The organism is Rhodococcus sp. USK13 (assembly GCF_018343855.1).
GTDB lineage: Bacteria > Actinomycetota > Actinomycetes > Mycobacteriales > Mycobacteriaceae > Rhodococcus_F > Rhodococcus_F oxybenzonivorans.
Genome location: NZ_CP069242.1, coordinates 2,281,437 through 2,302,508 on the forward strand (window position 1 = coordinate 2,281,437; position 21,072 = coordinate 2,302,508).

A 21,072-nucleotide genomic window follows, 5' to 3' on the forward strand; every position below is an offset into this window, starting at 1 on the left:
TGGAGGCGCACACGCCGATGCTCAGACGAGTGGTCGGCCGGACTTGATTCGCCACCGCAGGTCGCGCATGAGCAGGTTGTAGGGGAGTTCGCGCAGGGCGTTGGGCAGGCGGCGGCTGACGGCGCCGATGGTCCGGAGGATGCGGTCGAAACGTCGCTGGTCCTTCTCGCTCCAGGTCAGCTGCATTTCGTCGCGGAAGTGTTGGGGGAGGAAGCCTCTGGTGAAGAACAGGTTCATCGGGCCGAAGAGGCGCGAGATGATTGTGGGCAGAAATTCGAGTCGTGCGATGGAGAGGACATGTTCACGGATGGTGTCGTCGATCGACACGTTGGCCAGCGAACGGTTCCAGTACTCCTCGAAGGCGGCGCGGTCGGCTGGCCACATCTCCGGTGGGACCTGCAGGGTGGTGCCGAAAGTGGCGCCTTCCTTGTAGAAGTACGCCGACGCCTCCGGGGAGAGGTCGCCGTGCAGGGCCCGGGTGACGTCCTCGAATCCGCGGTAAATGCAGGCGGCCACCCAGAGCTGCAGTTCGGGGTCGAAAGCGTCGTACTGGACCGGGCTGTCTGCGGTGGACCGCACCTTGGCGTGGGCGCGGTCGACGCCTCGACGGAAGACGGCTTTCTCCTCGTCGGTGCCCCGTGCGGCGACCACGAGGTAGGTCAGCGTGGTGCGGGATCGTTTGATCGGATGCCGGAAGAGCTGCCCGCTCTCGACCCGACTCTCGTACACGCCGTACCCGACTCCGGGATGTGCCAACTGCATGATGATGTTGGCGGCGCCCGCCAGTAGGCCGGCACCGTCCATGACCTGGTCGAGGCGGTCGGGTGCGTCGAGTGACGTCGACATAGTTGCTCCTGTTATCCATCCACGGGACGTGATCTGAATACGACCGTACTCACATATATGTTCGCCGTCCAGAGTTCGGTGGAAAGATGGTCGCCATGGTTACGGCACCGTCAGGTTCGACAGGTGGTCGCATGTATGGCGGTCAGGAGGGCGATGCGCGCCGCGCCGAGCGTCGTGCGCAGCTGATCGAGGCCGGACTCGACCTACTCGGCAGCGACGACGGCGACCACACGCTGTCGGTACGCGGAGTCTGTAAGCGGGCCGGACTGGCCACTCGCTACTTCTACGAAAGCTTCACCGACCGCGACGCGCTGATCGTCGCCGTCTACGACCATGTCGTGCAACGCATCGCCACCAGCACGTTAAAAGCTGTGTCGACGGCGGGGCCCGGCGAACGCGAGATCGTCGAAGCAGGCGTGCGCAACATCGTCCGGGCGGTCGCCGAAGATCCCCGGCACGGCCGTCTCATGTTCTCGGTGGCGCAGTCGAGTGAGGTGCTGGCGCAGCGACGGCTCGACAGTTCGCGCCTGTTCGCCGGCCTGGTTACCAAGCAGACCGTCGGGTTCTACGAGGTAACGGAGAGTCCCCGTCTCGACCTCGCCGCGCATTTCATGGTCGGGGGCCTGGCACAGACACTGACGGCCTGGTTGAACGGCACCGTGACACTGCCCGAGGAAGACCTCGTGAACACCTGCACCGATCTGCTGCTCTCGATGGCAATCCACACCCGCTGACCCGTTAACCTCTACCTGTGCTTCTCTCCGACCGCGATCTCCGTGCCGAAGTTTCCGCTGGACGTCTGGGCATCGACCCGTTCGATCCCTCGATGGTTCAGCCTTCGAGCGTGGACGTGCGCCTCGACAGCTTGTTCCGGGTGTTCAACAACACCCGCTACACCCATATCGACCCAGCTCAGCGGCAGGATGAACTGACCACGCTGGTCGAACCGGCAGAGGGAGAGCCTTTCGTTCTGCATCCCGGCGAGTTCGTTCTCGGCTCCACGCTCGAGGTGTGTTCGCTGCCCGACGACCTTGCCGGGCGACTCGAGGGCAAGTCGTCACTCGGTCGCCTGGGTCTGCTCACACATTCGACCGCCGGGTTCATCGATCCCGGGTTCAACGGCCACATCACCTTGGAGCTGTCCAATGTGGCGAACCTGCCCATCACGCTCTGGCCGGGAATGAAGATCGGGCAGCTGTGCCTTCTGCGGTTGTCGAGCGCGGCGGAGCACCCGTACGGCAGCTCAGCCGCGGGCTCCAAGTATCAGGGGCAGCGGGGCCCGACCCCGTCCAAGGCGTACCTGAATTTCGCACAGGACTGAGCGCTCGCGGACCTCACGCCCGCGCGTTCCATTCGGCGATCACCGAGTGCACTCCGATCGAGTCGATCGTCGATCGGAGTGACCCCTCGACGGCTGTCCGGCTTTCGGGATTCCGACGGCCGATGTCGGACGCACTCGGTGACTCGGCAACGCCGATCAAGATTTCCGGAAACATGGTGCGGCTGCCCTCGATGAGCAGAGCCTCCTCGTCGACTGCTCGCACGGTGACGGGCGCACTGCCGGTGACGTTGCCGACGAGGAGCGCGAGGTAACTCGTATCTGTGTACTCGTCCCGGACGACGATCAATCGTGCGTCGTTGTCGCCCAATCGTATCGACTGGTCGAGTATCCATGGAGCCGAGCATGTTTCACGGTACGCGGCGCGGTCGGCTGGCCGCTCCGTGTCACTGGAGATTCGCTCAGGCAGAGTGTTCATGACCATCTCCTGCACCTCGGAAGTCCCTCTGTGGGGTCCTGAGCCCAGTCTGCCGAATGTACCCAGTCCAATCATGGGTAGTGGACTACCTGTTCTCTGTGTATGGGTGCCATACGAGGTCGTAATGAGACCGTACATTCGTTATGAATTGCAGCGGAGGGGCTGAGAACGAGGGCGTCGACAAACTAGACTTCGAGAATGAGTCAGAGGTGGCCCCTGATTCGAAGACAAGCCGAGTTCGACGCCATCACCGCGTCGCTGAAGGCTCGGTCCGAGTGTTGCGGGGTGGTCCTTACCGGCGATCCTGGCGTGGGGAAAACCACCCTCGCCCGGTTCGCGACCGAATCACTGCCCGGCGAGGTGCGCTGGGTTGCCGGGACGGAATCCGCCCGAAGCATCCCGCTCGGCGTTTTCGCTCACCTGGTGGGCGCGTCGACCTCCCGGGATCCGGTCACGCTACTTTCCACGGCACGGCAGGCCCTCATTCACGACGGCGACACCAACCAGGACATGGTGATCGGTGTCGACGACGCCCACCTGCTCGATCAGCTCTCGGCAACATTCCTGCACCAATTGGCCCTCGATCGGGTGGTCAATATCGTCGCGACCGTCCGGAGCGGTGAGACCGTGCCCGACGCGATCACGTCGCTGTGGAAGGACGGGCACCTTCTCCGGCTCGAGTTGATGCCGTTCACGCGGGAGCAGAGCATCGAACTGGTCGAGTCCGTGTTGGACGGCCCGCTCGAGGGGCTGAGTGCCGACATGATCTGGGAGGCGTCGGGGGGCAACGCCCTGTTTGTCCGGCATCTCGTCGAGGGTGCTCTGGAAGCGGGGACACTCCGCCGGTCCGGCGGAGTGTGGCAGCTGCGGGGGCGCGCCGCGATCACCTCCGAGCTCGCGTCGCTGCTGGAAACCAGGATCGAGAAAATTCCGCCCGATGTGCTGCAAGCTCTTCAACTGCTGACCTTCTGCGAGCCGCTCGATCTCGATGTTCTGTGTGCTCTCGCCGGGGAGAACGCAGTGGAAGAGGCGGAACGACGCGGCTTGGTCAGGATCGCCGAGGAGCGACACCATCTCGATGTGCGCTACACCCATCCGCTCTTCGCCGAGGTGATTCGCCGACGGGTCGGTCGTGCGGCAGGACGCCGGTTACGCGGGAAGCTGGTGCAAGAGCTCAGTAATGGTCCGGTGACGGGTGCGGCACATCGGATACGTCTCGCCGAGCTTGCACTCGACAGCGACCGCTCCGTGGACCCGGCACTGCTCGCGTCGGCGGCTGCGGATGCCATCGGGCTGGCCAATGTCCCGCTCGGTGAACGTCTGGCACGTGCAGCGTTCGAAGAAACCGGTGATTTCGGAGCGGCCGACCTCCTTGCCCGGGCATTGCTGTGGCAGGGGCACGCGGCCGAAGCCGAGGCACTGTTGCTCGCATTTTCCCCCGACTCGTTGACTCAAGCACAGTTGGTGCGCTGGGGGACATCACGTATCGCGAACCTCTTCTGGGCACTCGGCGATTCGGAGAAGGCGGATGACGTGCTCGCAGTGCTACGCGAGCGCGTCACCCAACCAAGTCTTCTTCCGGTCGTCGAGGGAATCGGATCTGTGTGCGCGGTCTTCGAGAATCGACCGCAGGAAGCGGTGGACGCCGCGTGCGTTGTTCTCGCCTCAGAGCGGCCGTGGGCGGTCGAATGGGCGTTCTTCGGCGGGGGACTGGCGCTGGCGTTGATGGGACGCGGCGACGAGGTTCCCGCGTTGGCGGCGCGGAGCGCGGCCGTTGCCGAACAGATCGATGGATTGCTGCGCTTTCCCGCCGGGCACGGCGAAATTCTGGCTTTAACCATGACCGGGCAGTTCGATAGGGCGCAGCGCCGAGCCGAACAGTATCTCGCCTTCGCGTCGAGTGGCCGCTACCTGGCATGGGGACTGGCAAATATCCTGGTCGGGACGGTGGAACTCGTCCGGGGACGATTCACCGCCGCGGCTCAGCGTCTCGAACAGGCGATCGCAGCACTCGACGTGGGCGATACCGCCGACGCGGTGTCCTGGAGCGTCCCCGCCTACATTGCTCTGGGGCAGACATACGCCGTGCTCGGCCGCATCCACGAGGGGCAGCGCGTCATCTCGGAGGCGCGAGCCCGCAGTGGACGGCACGTGGCAGTGTTCGGCCCCCAACTCGAACTGTCTGCCGCGTGGCTCGCCGCGGCACAGGGTGAGACTTCGCAGGCCATCGCGCTCGCACGGTCCGCCGCCGAAACAGCGGCCGCTGCAGGACAGTTCGGTGTCGAGGCGGCCGCACTGCACCTCGGCACTCGATTCGGTGACCATTCCACTGCTCCACGACTGGCGGCGCTCGCCGAACAGTGCGACGGCGAACTCGTCCGAATCGCGGCAGCACAAGCATCCGCGTCAGCATCCGCCGACGGACCCGGGCTGGCGGCGGCAGCGGACAGATTTCGAACGGTCGGTGCACTTCCCGATGCCGCCGATGCCTATGCGCAGGCCGCGATCGCCTTCCACCGCGCGGGCGTCAAACGTTCCTCGGTCGAGTGCGCCGCCACGGCCGCAGCACTGGCGGACGAATGCGACCGGATGTTGTCTCCCGCTCTCGCGGAGGCTGCACATCCACTTCCGCTCACGATTCGGGAACGTGAGATCGCATCGATGGTTGCGGCAGGATTATCGAACCGGCACATCGCCGACCGTCTCTTTCTGTCGGTCCGAACGGTCGAGGGACACATCTACCACGCGTGCATCAAGCTAGGTGTCGAGGACCGTAACGGGCTCGCCCAATTGATGAACCTCACCACACGACCAACTAAAAACGAGTAGTCGGCTACTCGTGTGCTCCTTCGCAGACCTGAGAACACTGGGGTCGGAACGGACCGTTGCCGGTGTTCGGTGTGGAGGCCGCCATGAAAGACGTCGTTGTGTTGATACCAGGGATCACGGGATCAGTTCTGGCACGGGACGGCAAGGACGTGTGGGCGTCGACTCCGGGGGCTGCACTGCGGGGAGTGCTCTCGCTCGGCAACAACATCAAGCGGTTGCAGCTCGACGGGGACGATCCAGAGGTCGACGATCTCGGTGACGGCGTGGTAGCGACCCGGGTGATGCCGGACTTCCATGTGCTACCGGGCTTGGATTGGAAGATCGACGGCTACACCAAGTTCCGCGTTGATCTGGTGCGCCGGTTCGGGGTGGTACCGGGCGAAAACTACTTCGAGCTTCCGTATGACTGGCGGCGTGACAATCGGGTGGCAGCCCGCAAGCTGGCGCGGCAAGCTCACGGATGGTTGACGCGCTGGCGGGAGAAGTCGGGCAATTCCGATGCACAGTTGATCCTCGTGGGTCACTCCATGGGTGGCATCGTTGCCCGCCTCTACCTCGAATTGCTCGAGGGGTGGAAGGACACCCGGACACTCATCACGTTCGGCACGCCGTACTCCGGGTCGATCAACGCGCTCGAGTTCCTCGTCAACGGCTTCCGCAAAGGATGGGGCCCGTTCACCGTCGATCTCGGCAACCTCATCGGTTCCTTCACCTCCGCCTATCAGCTGCTGCCGTCCTATCGATGTCTCGAAGGCCCGAATGCGTCGTGGTCGAACCTGGACGACAAGATGGACGACTGGACGGGGACCGGGCTGGACGCCGCCCGCATGAAGGACGCGGTGACGCTGCACCGGCAGCTGCGCACTCAGGTGCAGGAGCGACTCGAAGCAGACAGGGACGGGGGCTACGACATCCGTCCCATCATCGGCGACTTCCAGCGCACACACTGGGCTGCCCGGTTGATGGACGGAAAGATCGTATCGCTGTCCGTGCGCGGACCGGGCGAAAGCGGCGGCGACGGCACAGTGCCGAAGTTGTCGGCGACCCCACCCGAACTCATGAAGGGGTGGAAGAACGCCGCCTTCTTCAGCCAGAAACATGCCTCGCTGCAGAACGACGACCCGGTGCTCGACCACGTCGGCGGGGTATTGAACATTGCGGTGATCACCCCACCGAACGTATTTCCTGCGGTGAGCGAATCGGTGTCGCTCGAAGTCGACGACGTGACGACCGCCGAACCACTGGTGATCCGCGCGCGGACCGACGACCCTGGCGCCGAACTCGTCGCACACGTCGAGCCGACCGTCGGCGGGCCGGTCCGGGAGCATCGGCTCTCGACTTCAGTCGACGGTTGGCAGCAGGCGACTGTCGAGGACCTCGCAGCTCAGGACTACCGCATCACGGTCGGTGCCCCGGGAGTGCACCCCGTCACGGACCTGGTGAGCGTTGTCGACTTGGACGAAATAGCACGGACAGCGGATATGTAGGAGCTGAAAGGCATGATCCCGCTATCGAGGCGCGGTTTCGAAGAGCTGGAAATCAGTGTCCTCGAAGCCGGGGACCACATGTGGCTCTCGGCGAGATCCCCGCAGGGTTCGGTATTCGCGGTGAAACGACCCCTACCCGAGTGGAAGCTACCCCGCGATGTCACCGGCAGGCCGGTGGATGAACCGGGTGAATGGCTCACCGATGCCGTCCGGTCCGCTCGCCCGGACGCCGGCCCTGAAGCGCTCGAGGTCGGCAGGGTGCTGACGGACCTGGTGTTCGGTGTGCCGGAGATCGTCACGCTTCTGCAGCAGACACGTGGCACGGCAGGGACCGCGGGGAACCAGTTGCTCATTCGGGTACTCGCGGCGCCGAGCCGGATCGCCGCATGGCCGTGGGAGTTGTTGCTCGATCCTCAGCGCCCGGAAAGGTTCCTGTCCATGGCGAGGGACGTCCACGTGGTGCGGTCGGGACGATCGCGCACCTACCCGATCCGGCACGCGCCGATCGATCCACCACTCAATCTGTTGCTGGTCATGTCGAGTCCCCTTCGGTCGGGCCCGGACGAGTCCGAGGCACCGTTCGACCTCTATGCAGAAAAACGCAGTCTGCTGACGGAGTTGCAGCCGATGGTCGATCGAGGCCTGTTGCGTGTGGTGGTGGAGGATCGCCCCTCGGTCGAGCGTCTGCGGACTCGGATGGGGATGCAACGCCGCGGCTTTCATCTGTTCCACTACCTCGGGCATGCCAATCCCCACGGACTCAAGCTGGAACGCCGCAACGGTCGTGGAACGCTTCTGCGGAGCGAAGATTTCGCCCTGTTGCTGCAACAGCTTCCGGATCTTCGGCTCGCTGTTTTCGCGGGATGTGAGACGGCACGCGCACCGGGTGTCTCGGCGGCGGACGAAACGTGGCCGGGCCAGCTGTCTTCGGCGGACTACTGCGTGCGGGATGCATGTCCGATGGTAATCGGGATGCAAGCCGTGTTGCCCTTCGGGACGGAGCGACTGTTCACCCGCTTCTTCTATCAGGGACTTACCGCCGGGCAATCCGTAGCCGAGGCACTGCGTTTGGCGCGTCTCGCGATCAACGGCGACGAGAACAGCGGTGATCCTCTGCTGAACTGGGCCGTGCCCTGTCTGTTCGTCGGCGGAAGCGATCCCGGTGCGGTCATCGACCCGGACGCGAAGGCCCGGCCGAGGCCCGCACCGCGCAAGGTCAGTCGCCATCTGGGCGTACGTCAAGGTGAACTGCGCTTCATCTCCCGGCTCACCGAGTTGCGTGAGGCCGTGGACGTGTTGTCCGGAAATACATCGGCGCGGCTTCTGCAGGTGGTCGGCATGCCGGCCACCGGGAAGACCTCACTTCTCGACAGGGTGCTCGAAGAACTCGATCCGGACATCGCGCAGCTTTTCATCAGCGCCAAACGTCTGCTCGCGGAACCCGACCCGGTCCGCGAACTGGCCTGCCTCGTCAAGGAACTGATCGACGGCAAAGGTCTTCGCGCGGTGCCTGCGGGTCGGTTCAGCGCCGACGACTGGTGGGAACGGTTGATCGGGGATCTCGGGGCCGTGCCGGCCGCGATTGTGATCGACGATGCGGACTTGCTCGCAAGCGAGTCCGCCGGAGCATCTGACCTCTTGAACGCACTCGTCACCCTCACCGGACGACGCGGCCGCGCAAGGTTGGCGGTGGCCACCACGAACGATCTCGATCAACTGACGCAGTCGCTGCGACCGTCCGAAGTGCGCACGATCCGCCTCGAGGCACTCTCCTGGCCCGAGGTGTGGCAATGGATCCGCCGCAATCTGCCGACACTCACTCGATTCTCCGAGACGGAACTGTCGAAACTGTACGGCCAACTGCGCCATCTCGAATTGTGGGAACAGCTGGCCGATCTGGTTGGCCAGAGCAATTCGTTCGATGCGGACGATCTGCCGGCCCTGGTCGAGCAAGTCGCGGTTCCACCCGGCAAGGTTTCTACGGCAGCGGCGATCGGCAGCGACTTCTTCGGGACGTCGACCGAACTCGAAGCCGACGTAGGACGACTGTCACACGCGACTCCGGTAAAGCGCCCATTGCAGCTGGCGGTCGCCGGGCCGTTCACTGCCCGGCGCCGTCAGGAGGTCGCCGTCGCACTCACTCAGTGCGCCATCAACCATGGAGTACCAGGGCGGGTCGTCGCCGGCGAAACAGGAGTTGATGAATCTGCTCTTGCCGAACTGCTTTCACACGAGTTGGCGTTTACGGACGGCGCGCCGTCGGAGCGCGAAGTCTGTCTGTGGTTGGAAGAGGCGGGGCGAGCCGGCGCCGACATCATCGTCCTCGACTACGGGAACGCGGAGCCGAGCGACACCCAGAACACGATCATCGCCGATCTGGTCGGAGAGGGTCGACTGGTGATCGCAGCAGGTGATCACTCGGACGAACCCAGCTTCCCTGCGTGGAGCATCGACGCACTTGCGGTCGGTGCGGTCGAGGACGACGGCACCCTCACCCACGAGACGCCGTACTTCTCCCGAGAGGGCAAGCCGGATATCTTCGCGCCGAGAACAATCTCCGGGACCACCTGCGAACAGATTGTCGATGAACCGGAAATGGAGGGGACGACCTTCGCCGCGCTGTACGTGGCTGTCGCTGCCATGCTGGTGTGGGCAACCGACCGGAATCTGACGGCCTCCGAGGTCCGTGCGCTGCTACTGGATACGGCATCCCCGATACCGGCGGGGCGTGGTGAGTCCGCGAAGCGGCTGGACATGGAAGCTGCACTGGACCGAGCCCGCCGAAGGCTCATCGTCGGTGCGCTGGGATCGGAGGCGCTCGAACTCGGGCAACTACTCGCCGAAACGCCGATCCGCCCAGAATTGGCGGTACCGATCCTCGACGCCCTCGTGGCCGAGGGCGGTGCCGTCCGCAAGGTGGTCCGCAACGGTGTCGAGCACTTCGAGCGCAGCGATTCCGCGGTCACGCCGAAGTACGAGTAGCGGACTACTCATGACTGCCATACCTGACGGGACAAGGCTGGTAGCAACCGGCCAGTACTACCCGAGGAAAAATGATGACCACCGTCAACAGCATGGGAAGCCGTCGAGTTCGACACGATTCGCCCGCAGCGACATTCGCGAGCGAGAAACAGCGGCAGGCCGAAGCGGCCGAGCACCGCGCACGGGAGAGGGCCTCGCAGAGACGCGAGAATGTGGACGCGCTCGCCGGTCCCGGTGGAATCGCGGCCGTCGAGAGTCCCGAACGAATCGCCGCACGCCTGGATCGGCTCACCCGCTATTACACGGGCGAGGATGTACCGCAGGAGACCCCCACCGCAGCGTCGGGTGTCCTCGTGGAGGAGGCACTCGACCGGGTAAGCGAGTGGGTGGATAATGACGCGTCGGCCGATCAGGTGCTAGAGAAAATCATCAACACCTCCGATTTCGTGGGAGTGCGCTATCTCGATGCCGGGGTGGCGGCTGCACGGTCGATCGGAAGGGTGAACATCCGCGATGTTCGGGGAAAACTGCAGGGCTACGGGACAGGCTTTCTCGTTTCACCGACCTTGCTTCTGACGAATCACCATGTGCTGCCGAGCGCCGATACGGCACGCAGTAGCGTGATCGAGTTCGATTATCAGGACGGTATCGACGGCAACCCGCTTCCGGTGCAGGTCTTCCCGTTGGACCCGGGCCGGTTCTTCCTCGCCGATCGGGAGCGCGACTTCGCCTTGGTGGCGGTTCGGGCACCTGCGCGGGTTCTCGCCCAGTTCGGATTCAACCGGCTGTTCGAAGCCGAGGGCAAGGCTGTCATCGGAGAGTTCGTGACCATCGTGCAGCATCCGCGCGGAGACAAGAAGTCAATTGCCCTGCGGGAGAATCGTATCGTCGATATTCCCGAACGATTCCTGCACTATGCGGCGGACACCGAACCGGGCTCCTCGGGCTCGCCGGTGTTCAACGACCAGTGGGAAGTGGTTGCGCTCCACCACGCGAGCGTACGAGCACCGCAGCACACCGAGTTCGGCGGGATCCTCAACGAGGGGGTGCGGATCAGTCGGATCCTGAAGTTCGTCGCCGACCAGGACATGCCTCGTGACTGGCGCGCTCTCGTCGACGAGATCGTCAGCGCGCAGCAGGAATTAGCGACTTCCTCTTCATCGCTCCGGCTGGACGTAGTGTCCAGGGAGGAAATCATCGTGCGCGTTCCGTTGGAGATTACTGTCCGCCTCGGTTCCGCCGAACCTCGCAGGGCCGTCGGCGGTGAACCGGTTGACTCCGAGGCTATTTCGATCGACCCCGACTACAGCAACCGCCGTGGTTACGACCCGGGGTTCCTGCGAGTTCATCTACCCTTGCCGGTGCCCGGCCCGCAAGTGGCTTCGATTGCGTCCGAAGAGCTCCGTTACCACCACTTCAGCGTAGTCATGCACACAGAGCGGGCTCTTGCGCTGTTCACGGCTGTGAACATCGACGGCAAGCAGTCACAGAACCCGAAGCGGGACCGTGACCGCTGGATACTCGACCCTCGGCTCCCGGCACACCAACAGACCGGTGAGCGTGTGTACGAGGACAACCCGCTCGACCGAGGGCACCTCGTGCGCCGACTGGACCCCGCCTGGGGCCCGAATGCGAAAGCAGCGAACGACGACACGTTCCACTTTACGAACTGCACTCCGCAGCACCATGACTTCAACGCGGGCAAGACGCTGTGGCTCGGACTCGAAGATTACGTGCTGAAGAACGCCGACAACGCCGATCTTGCCGTGAGCGTCCTGACGGGTCCGGTGCTCGCCGCCGACGACCCCCGCTACCGTGGGGTGGCGCTTCCGCGTCAGTTCTGGAAGACCGTGGCGATGGCCAAACGAGACGGCGGCCTCTCGGTGACCGGCTACCTGCTCACGCAGGCGGCACTGCTGGACGAGTTCACGGAAGGGGAGGAGTCGTTCTCCTACGGCGCGTATCGAACGTTTCAGGTTCCGGTGCGGAGGATCGCCCAGTTGACCGGGCTCGACCTCGACGCCTACGTGGCGGCCGATCCACTCGAACAGGTCGAGGGCACCACTCTGCCCCGCGAATTGATCCGCCCCCAGGACCTCATCCTCTGACGTCGACGACAACTGGCTCGAGAATCGAGTACCGGACTACTCACGACGAACCCACGCGGCAGGGGAGAGGATCGAACTATTCAGCGCAGTGGGGTGATTGGTCCGACATGGAGCACCCCGGCGTTGTCGCGGACCACAGTTCCATCTCACTGGTGAGGAAATCATGAATCGCTACCATCCGTTGGCCCCCGGAACCTACACCGGCGTGAGCAGCGGCTACCGAACTCCGGACCGGCCGGATCATCGCGGCGTCGATATCGCGGCGAACAACGGCACGCCCATCTATGCACCGACAGACGGCACCATCGCTCATGTGGGAATCGACGACGACCCTCAGGGCTACGGCTCCTGGCTGGTGATCGACTCCCAGACTCAATGGGGTTTGGATTTCACGTTCGGCCACACGCCCCCATCGTCGTTCATCAACCCACACACTGGGCAACAGTGGAAGTTCGGCGATCCAGTGCACGCGGGTGAGCAGATAGCCGTGGTCGGCTCGGAGGGTGGTTCGAGCGGCCCTCATCTGCATTTCGAGACATTCGGTGCGCCGGGCCGCTTCGGCGGACCCGATCTGGATCCCGACTCGACATGGCTGAAGGAGGCCAAAGATCCGCGTGAGGCGCCGAAGGACAACGGACACACCTCGTTGGTAGGCAAGCTCCTGGTCGACTTCTCCGCTGGTGTCCCCACAGCTGCTCAGATCCAGTCGGGCGGATTCGCCGGTGCCATTCGTTACATCTCCGACCCGAGGGCGGAATGGATGCTCGGCAAACCGCTGCGGAGGGAGGAGGCCGACGCCCTGCGCGCACGCGGTATGGTCGTCGTCTCCAACTTCCAATTCGGTAAGTCCGACTGGCTCGGTGGAGCGGAGCAGGGTCGACGGGACGCCGAGCGGGGCATACAGATTCACCGTGAGGCCGGTGGCCCCGAGACGGCGGCAATCTATGTGTCGGTTGACGCGTCGCCCAGCGAGGAACAGTGGAATACGCTGGTTCGCCCGTACCTGCTCGCGTGGCAGGAACGGCTCGGCAAGACCAGGATGGGTGTCTACTGCAACTACCCGACCATCGAGTGGGCGCTCCGCGACGGCGTCGGCACCTACTTCTGGATGCACAATTGGGGCAGCAACGGTCGTGTACACCCCGCGGCGCACCTGCACCAATTCGAGATCGACAAGCAGAAGGTGGGAGGCGTCGGCATCGACCGGAACCGTATCCTCAAAGAGCGATTCGGCCAGTGGGACGGTGTCGCCGCGGACATTCCGACCCCGGTCGTCGAACCAGTGCAACCGCAGCCGGTCACGTCGCCCACTGGATACCCGATCGCGTGGTACGGAGGCCCGGGGTATGACACCGGTCACGGTGCATATCTGCGTATCTATCTGCACACCACCGAGAACCAGGACTGGGTGGCCCGTGCCGAGAATATCGCCAACTACCAGGCCGGAGCGCAGAACGGCAGCTACCACTACCTGATCGACGATCACCACATCATCAACACCGTCAGCACCAAGAACACCGCTTGGGGCGTGCTCAGCGACAACCGTGTCAGCGTCCAGATCGCGATGGTGGGCACTTCGGGAAACACTGAAACCTGGAGTGGCGCCAATCCGAACCGCGAGGAACGGCCCAAGTCGCGCGAGCAGTGGCTCGCTCACACGAAGATGCTCGACATGGTGGCTTTCGTCATCGCCAAGGTCGCCACGGAGTACGACATTCCGATCGAGCGCGTCGACATCGGCGGGGTGGGCCACAATCGCAAGGGAGTGAGCAGCCACAACAACTACACGTACGGCTCGCGCGTTCTCAAAGGTTTCAAGGATGGGACGCACTGGGACGTCCCCGACACCTTTCCCTATGACGTCGTGCTGACCGCGGCGAAGCGGTACGCGGGACTCCCCGACGATCCCGATCGCTTTCCGCTACCGCCCGGTCACTACTGGGGGCCGCTGGACGGGCCCACCGAATCGTGGTCGAACACCTTCGGCAACGAACCGCAGTCCTCGAAAGACGGCCTGAAGCGCTGGCAGCAGACCATCGGTATTCCCGGCACCAGCATTTTCGACAAGGCCACCCAAGATGTAGCGACGCGAATGCAGCAGCTGTGGGGATGGCCGGTCACCGGGAACGTCTATGAGGGTGAATGGAACGAAGTCATCCATAACGGGTGGCGGTTGCCGGCACCGGAACCACCCCGGCCGGCGGTTCCGATCGAGGCCGGGCCCAAGGTGCACCACTCCAAGAAGATCAAGGAGGTGACGGGTCCGGGGCTGACCGACAGGTTCGGCATGGCCGCAACCGATCTCGGCGTGATGGCACGCACGCCGTCGGGACGACTACTGGCAATATTCGGCGACACCTTCCGCGGACCCCGAGTAGGTGAAGGTGACTGGCGTTCGCCGGTAGCGCTGTTCTCCGACACCAAGAAGCTCGACGAGGGAATCGTGTGGAGTGAGGCCGCCGGCGGCGACCCCCGCTATGCGCGACAGCTCTGGGACTACCAACACGACAATCCGTTCTTCTCGACAGTTCTCCCGTCCGACGTCGTCACCATCGGTGACACGATGTACCTGCATGCCATGGTCAACAAGGGCCTCGGCAACGTCGTCTGGACCGAAATCTGGAAGTCGACCGACGACGGACACACCTGGCAGCACACCGGGGCGAAATTCGATGCGGGGATCCACCGCGGGCTTGCCCAGCTCTGGACGTGGGATGCTCCCGGGGACGGATGGGTCTACGTGTTCTCCACCGGCTTCCAGCGTGACAAACCCCTGATCCTCAGGCGTGTGCGCGAGGACAGGATCACCGACCGGAATGCGTACGAGGGGTGGGGTTGGAAGGACGGCGCGTGGCGCTGGGGCAACGAGCCGACCCCGGTGCTGGAGAGAGCGCACTCAGCCGCCAAGTTCGGTGAAATGTGTCTGCGGGCAATCCAGGGTAAGTGGGTACTGGTCACGTTCGACAGCTCCGACGCGGGCGGCTACGACATCGACGTGCGCGTGTTCTCGGAGATCACGGACAACCTCTACGAGGCACACAAGAGCACGCCCTTGCGCGGGGTCGGCTGGGGACAGGAGGGAGACGACGCCGTGGCACAGCTCTACGGTCCGTCGATCGTCCCCGGTTCGAAGTTGGACGGTGGGTTCCATATCTTCGTGAGTCAGTGGAAGACGGAGGGCCCCGACAAGGGATGGCCGTACAGGGTGCTGCAGTTCAAGATCCCCGTGTCGAGCCCCGGGTTCCGTGACGACGGGGGCGTCAACCCCCACGACGGCCGGTAACGGGTTGCCTCCCGATCTGCGGATCGGGAGGCAACCCACCTCCTTCCCCCGCGCTTCTGCCACACCTAGACTGAGTTTCATGGTCCTGACGTGGCCATCCATCCCGCGGGGGTCCGAGATCAGCGCCCTCGCGCGGGATTCGACGCGCGGTATCGTCATCGTCGGCGCGGCTGGGGTGGGAAAGACCACCTTGGCGCAGAAGATCGTGTGCGAACGTGACTGCGAGGCAGTCTGGGTCGTCGGGACGGACTCGTTACGTGGCGTCCCGCTGGGTGCATTCGCTCCGGTGGTGAATATCGGTGCGGCACCCGATCCGGACACCGCACTCACGAGCGCTGTAATCGCACTCCAAGGATTCACGACAACCCTCGTCGTCGACGATGCGGACCGGCTCGATCCGCTGTCCACCACTCTGCTCCGAGGTCTGATCGACGATGGCGGTGTTCGACTCGTGGTGACGCTCGGCGGCGGTGGCCCAAGCCCGACCACCGCGTTTCTCGCCGACGGCGTCCTGCATCGAGTCGAACTCGACGCGTTCACTCGTGTCGAAGCGGTGCGGGTGATCGAAACTGCTCTCGGCGGGCCGATGGACGACGTCGGCGCGCAATGGTTGTGGAATATGTCGGAGGGAAACCCGCTCTACCTACGGCATCTCGTCGAAGGATCATGGAAGTCCGGCCTGTTCGAGCGGTCCGACGGCGTGTGGAGATTGCGATCGCGGCCCATTGTCAGCACTGAGCTGGCATCGCTGCTCGGGTCGCGGTTACGGAACGTGCCTCCCGACGTGCTCGACGTCCTCCGGCTGGTGGCTCTGGAAGAGGGCATCGACGTCGACGTCCTCCAGCGCGTTACGTCACCTGACGCCGTCGCTGCCGCACACTGCAGCGGACTTCTGCGGTTTCGCTCCGAGGGCCTGGGCTGCGTCACGACACTCAGCCATCCGATCCTGGGGGAGGTGCTGCGTGAGCAGACGGGCGTGCTGGCCGCCCGCGTACTGCGAGGACGGATTGTTCGCGCCCACCTTGCAAGTGAATTGCCGGGCGACACGTTGCGGCTGGCGACGCTCGCGCTCGACAGTGACGCCGAGATCGATGTCGCTCGAACGATCGAGGCGGCCGAATCCGCGCTCGACCTGTGTGAGTATGCGCTCGCCGAGCGCCTCGCCCAGGCGGCCCTGTCCCGAGGGGGCGGAATCAGAGCGGCCATGGTCGCGGCGCGGGCGATGACGTGGCAAGGACGGGTGAACGATGCCGACACGCTGCTCGCCGCCGTTAGTCCTGCGGAGATGTCCGAAGCCGAATCGCTCACGTGGGGGATGTGGCGTGCCACGGCCTTGTTTTTCGCCGACCGCGAGGCCGCCGCGCGGGAGAAACTGGCCGACATGCGTGCTCGCGTGACGGGCCGCCACGGACGGGATGTTGTCACATCCGTGGAGTTGACCTTCGACTTCTTCGCCAATGACGTGCCGCGATCGCTCGAGTTGACTCGAGCCCTCTTCGGGCCCGAAGGAGGTACACCGTCGGCTTTGGCGCTGGCAGCGTCCACCGGTGGCGCAGCGCTGGCACGGGCGGGCCGCACAGATCAGGTCCCGGGTGTCACCACGTGTGGTGCGGAGGCGGCGAAGGCGGTGGGATTCATGCTCGGGCACACGCAGATCGGTGTTGCCGAGGTGTTCGCCGCCACCGTATCAGGACAGCTCGACACCCTCGATTCGGTGCTTGAACGCTACGTGACGACCCGCCCGGGCAGATCGAACTGGGTGGTCGACATGTACATTCGCGGTCTTGCTCATCTCGCAGTGGGTCGAGCGGCCGACGCAGAGGATCAGTTCCGGCGCGGTCGGGCCGCGGCGATGGGCGGGGGACCCCCGATCTGGCTGACGTTGAGCCTAATCGGTTTGTGCCAAGCTCTGGGCATGCAGGAGCGGACCGATGATGCCACTGAAGCACTTGCTGCTGCGGAGTCGTCGTTCGGTGTCCACATGGCGTCGTTCGAACCCGACCTGTTGCTCGCACGCGCGTGGATGCTGGCGGCGCGTGGCGAGCAACGTGAGGCAATCGCGGCTGCGCGCAAGGCGGCGAGGCTGGCTCACGCCGGGTCGATGTTCGGTGTCGAGACGGTGGCGTTGCACACCTCGGTTCGATTCGGAGACCGATCCGCCACGGGCCGACTGCGGGCACTGACCCATTCGGTGGATGGTCCCTTGGTGCGCGTGGCTGCCGCTCAGGCGCACAGCTTCGGTGTGCGGGATGGTCATGGATTAGACCGCGTAGCAGCGAATCTCGAAAGGATGCATGCCTACCTGCTCGCAGCTGATGCGGCCGCGCAGGCTGCAATCGTGCATCGGCGGCATGGTGACGATGCCAGTCGACAGTTGTCGACGGCAGCAGCCCGTAGACTCGCCGGCCTGTGCCCAGGTGCGAGGACACCCGCGTTGCGTGCACTTGATAGTCCTTCGTGGCTGACACCTCGCGAAGTCGGCATCGCCTCGCTCGTCGTGATCGGTATGACCAACCGGGAGATCGCTCAACGATTGACCTTGTCGGTACGCACCGTCGAAGGTCACGTGTATCGGATGTCCACAAAACTCGGCGTCGACAATCGGAAATCGCTGGTGAGCAGACTCATGATCGGCCCCGACGCCTAGCGGCAGGTCCCCATCGCGACAGTCTCGGCCATCTCTTCGCGATCGCGCACATCGAGTTTCATCAGCACGTGGTAGACGTGTCCTTCGACCGTGCGTGCCGAAACCCCTAGTCGGTGAGCGATTTCCTTATTCGTGAGCTCGCCGGCTGCAAGTGCAGCGACGGCCCTTTCGCGGGGTGTCAGCGGGAACGGGGCCGCCGAGGCGAATATTGCGGGGGTCCAGGCGTCGTCACACTTCTGCGCCAGTGCGTAGGCCCGCGTGGATGCGCGAAGTTCGTCACGGCGATTACCGACATGACGGTATGCCCCCGCAGCGTGGGCGTACGCGTCCGCAGCCAGAAGATAGGCACCCAGGGATTCGAATTTCCTGGCAGCAGCAAGCAATCCATCACCGTCAGAGTCGGCGAGTGCGGACGCGTGGTCCACCATCGGACCGATCAGCAGCCCGTCGACGGCAGTCGAGAGTGCGCGCAGCTGAACGACCGAAGCGCTGTCCCCGAACCGGACGGCCGTATGCGCTGCCTCCGCGGCAACGGCGAGAAGGCCCGCCTCCTCGGCGTCGGCGGCAGCACGACGTGCCAAACCGATCGCGCGGCCGAGGTTACCGGAAGCGGCCGAGATCCAGGCTCGCGAGATCACAACGTCGGATCGGTAGAGATGTCGGTGTTCGCCCAACGACGTCTCGGCCTGCTCGAGCGCGCCAACTGCCTCCTGGGTCTGTCCCGAGACAGCGAGGACTCGGGCCAGGAGAAGGTTGGTGACGACCCGCCGTTCGGGACTGGATGTGTCGAGGACCGCTGCGGCTTCTGACAACCTCTTGTGTGCGTCACCGATTCGTCCCCGGGTCAAGCTGAGTTTCCCGACCAGCGAGCTGATGCCGAACCATGCGGCATCGTGGTGTCGCGCCAGCTCTAGGTAGCGGTCGGCAGCCAGTTCTGCCTCTGTGAATCGACCTGTGTAGATGAGCGCCGTGATATGACCGTGGCCGATGGAGAACCGCAGCACAGCTGTGTCGGGTTGAGTGAGGTGGAGCGATTCATCGGCCAGGGAGGCCGCCTCGTCTCCGTGCCCCATCATCGCGAGACCCATGCAGCTCGCGCTCGCCGCCCACATTTTCGCGGCTGAGGGAGCGTTCGGAGCGTGGCGAACCCGAGCTGCGGCCTTCGTTGCGGCGACTACCCGGCCGGCCGAAACGTCGATGGCCGCGCGCGCCGCCTCTACACAGTGGCGTCCTGCTGGACTGGTGACATGTGCGTAGGCAGTTCTCAGGATCCTGTATGCGCTGGGGAGCGCGTCGAGGTTCCAGAACAGGTTTACCGCCCTCAGCACTGCCCACCGGGTGTAGTCGGATTCCGGCCTGTTCACCGGATCGAGTGAGGCCAGGACTTGTTCCGCCTCGCCGCCTCGGTCCGTCCACGCCAGTGCGCCTGCGCGAAGGAGCTGAGCCCGAAAGCCGGCGCCCTCGGCCGAGGCCGCACGCGCGAGTTCTTCTGCGCTGGCGAAGGAGCAGAGCGCAGTCGCATCCGCGGCAGCCGCGGTGAGTGACTGCGGACTTCGATGATGGTCGGTACCGATGGAGAGTGCAGCAGCCCGAATTCGCGTGAGCGGCTCCCTGGCGTCCGCGCCGAGTAGCGTCGCGAGTTCTCCACGGATGCGGCGTGCCTCCGCACCATCCACCTGCTGTCGCACAACCTCCCCGAGGAAGGGCTGAGCCAGCCGAGCCACAACAATCCCGCCTTCTGTGCCGAAACGGACCAATCCGGTGCATTCGACCGCCAGCATCGACTCTGTGCTGGTCAGCGCCTCGAGAACTGCCACGTCTAGAGGTTCACCGAAGGCTACTACCGCCAGAGCCCGCTCGGCCGCCGCCGGTACTGCTGCACACAGGTGACGCAGATGCAGTGCGCATTCCTCGGTGATGGTCGGCTCGCCGCGCAGCTGCCAGATTCCGTTGCAGCAAATCAGGCGGCCGTCGGCCAACGAACCCTCCACCAGGTGACGGAGAAAGCGGGGATTTCCCTCCGATGCCGCCGCGATCCGCACCGAAGTCTTGCTGTCCACAGGGCCCCCGAGTGCGGCGACCAGGACAGTATCGATCTCGTCGAGGTTGAAGCAGCCCAGGGTGACTCGGGAGAATCCGCGGTCCTTCCAGAGTGCCGAAATCGCCTCGGGTACCGGATTTCCGGTCTGAAGTGTGATCACCAATGAGAGGGTGTGCGTGGTGGCAATTTGGTTCAGAATGTCGGCGGATAGCGGGTCGAGCAGGTGGGCATCATCCACCACGACGGTCCCGTCCCTATTTCCATCTGTGACCGTCCGGCAGATCGTCGACAAGGTCACTGCCACATCCCAGGCGTCGGGGCTGTCGATCACACGAGAGAAGGCCCCGAACGGAGTGCTACTCGTGGTCGCGTTGCCGGCCAGCCAGGTTGTCGGGCCGACACAAGACTTCAGGAATTCCGACAGAAGTGTCGTCTTTCCCGCGCCCGAGACGCCGTCGACGATCACTCCCCAGGGGCCGGTGGCGCAGCCTGTGGCCTCGGCGATCGCTTGTGCCTCCGCGCGCCTCTCGATCACCGGCCACGGCTGGTGCATACCAACGAGCCTAGTCGGTTTGTTTCAAGTCTGAAACTGTGCCGACCTCGGTGGAAGCCAAATCCGACGCAGCTAACTCACGTGAAAGTGATGGCGAGAAACGCGGAGATGTAGGCAAGCCCGAAGAGAATCGGGATCCACTGCTCGATATGGGACAGGGGCCAGTACCGGGACCGGTCGTTCCCCTCACCCAAGGCCCACCATTCAGCACGCCAGAACGGCGAGGCCGGGAGGCGTTCCTCGAGGGCGCCGACGACCTGATATTTCGCGCTGTTCAGGAGGCGGTAACTCCGAACCAGATAGAACCAGGCGAAACACTGACCGAGCACCGCGATCAGCGGAATCACCAGCCACCACGTCCTGTCCGGAAGTGGGATTTTTCCGAAGGCGGCGACGAGGGCGAAGATGCCGGTGTTGAGGCTCAGGAAAAACGAGTTCGTCAAGCCTCGTCGGGCGCTGACCCGGTCGGCCATCTCTACGTAGATCCGGTATTGATCGAGCACCGCGCTTTCATAAGGGATGGCGCGGCCATGAGGTCC

At 64.3% G+C, this 21,072-nt stretch carries 12 protein-coding genes; 8 read left to right on the top strand and 4 right to left on the bottom strand.

The window, feature by feature from the left end; genetic code table 11:
- Positions 1 to 21: 21 nt before the first annotated feature.
- Positions 22 to 846 (bottom strand): oxygenase MpaB family protein, encoded by an 825-nt coding sequence (locus tag JQT59_RS13190; RefSeq protein WP_213576509.1) that lies wholly within the window; start codon positions 844 to 846, stop codon positions 22 to 24.
- Between the two features lie 86 nt (positions 847 to 932).
- Here JQT59_RS13190 and JQT59_RS13195 point away from each other — a divergent pair, with 86 nt between their 5' ends.
- The gene (locus JQT59_RS13195; protein ID WP_213576510.1) at positions 933 to 1,580 is read left to right on the top strand and encodes a TetR/AcrR family transcriptional regulator; all 648 of its coding nucleotides are present in this window, start codon (positions 933 to 935) and stop codon (positions 1,578 to 1,580) included.
- A 17-nt stretch (positions 1,581 to 1,597) separates the two neighbouring features.
- Positions 1,598 to 2,167 carry a dCTP deaminase gene (dcd, locus tag JQT59_RS13200; RefSeq protein ID WP_109333019.1) on the top strand — a complete coding sequence of 190 codons (570 nt, stop codon included), beginning with the start codon at positions 1,598 to 1,600 and terminating at the stop codon, positions 2,165 to 2,167.
- A gap of 13 nt (positions 2,168 to 2,180) precedes the next feature.
- On the opposite strand, the gene JQT59_RS13205 is transcribed toward dcd, so the two are convergent.
- Positions 2,181 to 2,603, bottom strand: a complete 423-nt coding sequence (locus JQT59_RS13205; protein WP_213576511.1) for a hypothetical protein — start codon at positions 2,601 to 2,603, stop codon at positions 2,181 to 2,183.
- A 198-nt stretch (positions 2,604 to 2,801) separates the two neighbouring features.
- On the opposite strand from JQT59_RS13205, the gene JQT59_RS13210 reads away from it, so the two are divergent.
- The 6 genes from JQT59_RS13210 to JQT59_RS13235 all read left to right on the top strand — a co-directional run bounded on the left by JQT59_RS13210 (position 2,802) and on the right by JQT59_RS13235 (position 17,939).
- Entirely contained in the window at positions 2,802 to 5,432 is a 2,631-nt protein-coding gene (locus JQT59_RS13210; RefSeq protein ID WP_213576512.1) for a helix-turn-helix transcriptional regulator, read from the top strand.
- A gap of 83 nt (positions 5,433 to 5,515) precedes the next feature.
- On the top strand, positions 5,516 to 6,919 hold the full coding sequence (locus JQT59_RS13215; protein ID WP_213576513.1) for a lipase/acyltransferase domain-containing protein: 1,404 nt from the start codon (positions 5,516 to 5,518) through the stop codon (positions 6,917 to 6,919).
- A gap of 12 nt (positions 6,920 to 6,931) precedes the next feature.
- Positions 6,932 to 9,901, top strand: a complete 2,970-nt coding sequence (locus JQT59_RS13220; protein ID WP_213576514.1) for a CHAT domain-containing protein — start codon at positions 6,932 to 6,934, stop codon at positions 9,899 to 9,901.
- A gap of 71 nt (positions 9,902 to 9,972) precedes the next feature.
- Positions 9,973 to 12,009, top strand: coding sequence for a DNA/RNA non-specific endonuclease (locus JQT59_RS13225; RefSeq protein ID WP_249354380.1), 2,037 nt, complete (start codon positions 9,973 to 9,975; stop codon positions 12,007 to 12,009).
- Positions 12,010 to 12,172: 163 nt separating this feature from the next.
- Positions 12,173 to 15,292: a DUF4185 domain-containing protein gene (locus tag JQT59_RS13230; protein WP_213576515.1), complete on the top strand. Its 3,120-nt coding sequence runs from the start codon at positions 12,173 to 12,175 to the stop codon at positions 15,290 to 15,292.
- Between the two features lie 79 nt (positions 15,293 to 15,371).
- Positions 15,372 to 17,939, top strand: coding sequence for a LuxR C-terminal-related transcriptional regulator (locus tag JQT59_RS13235; RefSeq protein WP_213576516.1), 2,568 nt, complete (start codon positions 15,372 to 15,374; stop codon positions 17,937 to 17,939).
- Here the strand turns inward: JQT59_RS13235 and JQT59_RS13240 are convergent.
- Positions 17,936 to 20,533: a LuxR family transcriptional regulator gene (locus tag JQT59_RS13240; protein WP_213576517.1), complete on the bottom strand. Its 2,598-nt coding sequence runs from the start codon at positions 20,531 to 20,533 to the stop codon at positions 17,936 to 17,938. The two genes, JQT59_RS13235 and JQT59_RS13240, sit on opposite strands and share 4 nt — an antisense overlap.
- A gap of 77 nt (positions 20,534 to 20,610) precedes the next feature.
- Positions 20,611 to 21,036: a RipA family octameric membrane protein gene (locus JQT59_RS13245; protein WP_249354381.1), complete on the bottom strand. Its 426-nt coding sequence runs from the start codon at positions 21,034 to 21,036 to the stop codon at positions 20,611 to 20,613.
- Positions 21,037 to 21,072 lie beyond the last annotated feature (36 nt).